This is a genomic window from Amycolatopsis sp. NPDC003676, assembly GCF_053587275.1.
This window is the reverse complement of the sequence record NZ_JBSFNS010000384.1, coordinates 1-1,118: the sequence shown is the minus strand read 5'-3', so window position 1 is coordinate 1,118 and position 1,118 is coordinate 1. Positions and strand designations below refer to the sequence as shown.

At 68.0% G+C, this 1,118-nt stretch carries 3 protein-coding genes; all 3 read right to left on the bottom strand.

Translation table 11 applies throughout. The features are described 5' to 3' along the window. Positions 1-331 (bottom strand): GTP-binding protein (locus ACWDNU_RS46615; RefSeq protein ID WP_449673548.1); only part of this gene is annotated, 331 nt, incomplete at its 3' end. Next, positions 312-695, bottom strand: a complete 384-nt coding sequence (locus ACWDNU_RS46610) for a DUF742 domain-containing protein (RefSeq protein ID WP_355282433.1) — start codon at positions 693-695, stop codon at positions 312-314. The genes ACWDNU_RS46610 and ACWDNU_RS46615, both read right to left, overlap by 20 nt. Further along, positions 692-1,117 (bottom strand): roadblock/LC7 domain-containing protein, encoded by a 426-nt coding sequence (locus ACWDNU_RS46605; RefSeq protein WP_449673547.1) that lies wholly within the window; start codon positions 1,115-1,117, stop codon positions 692-694. The genes ACWDNU_RS46610 and ACWDNU_RS46605 overlap by 4 nt, the downstream gene beginning before the upstream one ends. Between the last annotated feature and the right edge of the window lies 1 nt (position 1,118).

Sequence of the window (1,118 nt, the reverse complement as noted above, 5' to 3'; positions counted from 1 at the left end):
CCAGCGCGCCACGCGACAATTCCGGCCACAGGAACCAGAACCGGTCCTGTCCCGGCGTGCCGAACAGATACAGGATCACCCGCGGGTTGATGGTGATCCGGCCGAAATCCAGTGCGACCGTGGTGGTTCGCTTGTTCTCGATGCCGCGCAGGTCGTCGACCGAGGAGCTGAGCTCGGTGAGCTGTTCCTCGGTGCGCAGCGGGGTGATCTCGCTGATCGCGCCGACCATCGTCGTCTTGCCCACGCCGAATCCACCGGCCACCAGGACCTTCACGGCCAGCTCGGCCGACATCGCCGGGGAGCTGTAGCCGTCAGAGATTGCGTATGCCATCGAGTACCGCCTGCAGGAGTTCGGGGTCGGGGCCGGTATCGGCCCGTGGAGGGGATCGGAAGATCACATAGCCCGCCGAGATCAGATCGCTGACCAGCACCTTGACGGTGACCAGCAACAACCCCAGGTGCGCGGCGATTTCGACGATGGAGAGCGGACGGTGCCTGCACAGGCGGAAGATCTCGGCGTACTCGCGGTCGAGCTGGGCGACGTCGGCGTCGTAGCCGACCGAGATCACCAGGGTCAGGATGTCGAGATCCTGGAGTTCCTTGCCCGCCCGGCCGCGGGTGAGCGCGAACGGCCGGACCAGGGGTCCCGGATCGTCGTCCTCGTAGCCCCACGCGTCCTCCGGTCCCCCGCTCACGACAGATGCGACGCTCGCGTCGTCGAACTCCGCGGTGACGCCGAGAGATGGTCGCGCACCTGTCCGACGATCACGTTCATCTCGTAGGCGACCAACCCCAGATCGGCGTCCGCGTCGGCCAGCAACGCCAGGCAGGCGCCCTGACCGGCCTCGGTCACCAGCAGATAGCCGAGCTCGAGCTCGATCACCGTCTGGTGCAGCGCGCCCTTGCCGAAGCGGGTGCCGACGCCGCGGGCCAGGCTGTGCAGCGCCGACGCCATCGCCGCCAGGTGTTCGATGTCCTCGCGCTCGATCCCGACCGAACCGGCCAGTGCCAGGCCGTCGGCGGAGAGCACCACCGCGGACTCGGCGCCGGACGTGTTCTTCACCAGGGTGGTGAGCAGCCAGTCCAGGGTTCCCGCGGGGGGCTGGCGAACCATCATG